This is a genomic window from Bradyrhizobium pachyrhizi (genome assembly GCF_001189245.1).
GTDB classification, from domain to species: domain Bacteria; phylum Pseudomonadota; class Alphaproteobacteria; order Rhizobiales; family Xanthobacteraceae; genus Bradyrhizobium; species Bradyrhizobium pachyrhizi.
Window position 1 is genome coordinate 94,337 of record NZ_LFIQ01000092.1, and the last position, 548, is coordinate 94,884.

Below are 548 nucleotides of genomic sequence, written 5' to 3' on the forward strand. Positions count from 1 at the left end.
TGGCCTGCCGATCGTGATGTCCTATGGTGTGATGTACGAGTACGCCGTGGACAAGTCGTCAGGGCAGTACAAGGCGCCGTTCAATACGCTGGTCAACGAGGCCCGCGTTTACACCTACGAAGATACCGCCGTCGTCACGCCCAACAGTGACACGCCGTATTCGTTTGCATGGCTGGACTTGCGGGCCGAGCCCATCGTCTTTTCGGTGCCGGCGGTCGATCCCAAGCGCTACTATTCGCTGCAGTTGATCGACCTTAATACGTATAATTTTGGCTATGTCGGTTCGCGCGCGACGGGCAGCGATGCGGGAAGTTATCTGGTCGCCGGCCCGCGATGGACCGGCGCGACACCGGCCGGCATCAAGAAGGTGTTCCGGTCGACGAGCGATTTCTGCCTGGCACTTTTCCGGACCCAGCTGTTCGACCCGGCCGATATTGAGGCCGTCAAGAAGGTTCAGGCCGGCTACAAGGCGCAGCCGCTTTCCAGCTTCCTGAATCGGCCCGCGCCGTCGCCGGCGTCGGCGCCGTCTTTCCCCAAATTCGAGAAGG

Annotated in this window: 1 protein-coding gene; it reads left to right on the forward strand. The window is 60.9% G+C overall.

What is annotated here, in order from left to right; translation table 11 throughout:
- Positions 1-548 (forward strand): DUF1254 domain-containing protein (locus tag AKL29_RS45405; RefSeq protein ID WP_244482321.1); only part of this gene is annotated, 548 nt, incomplete at both ends.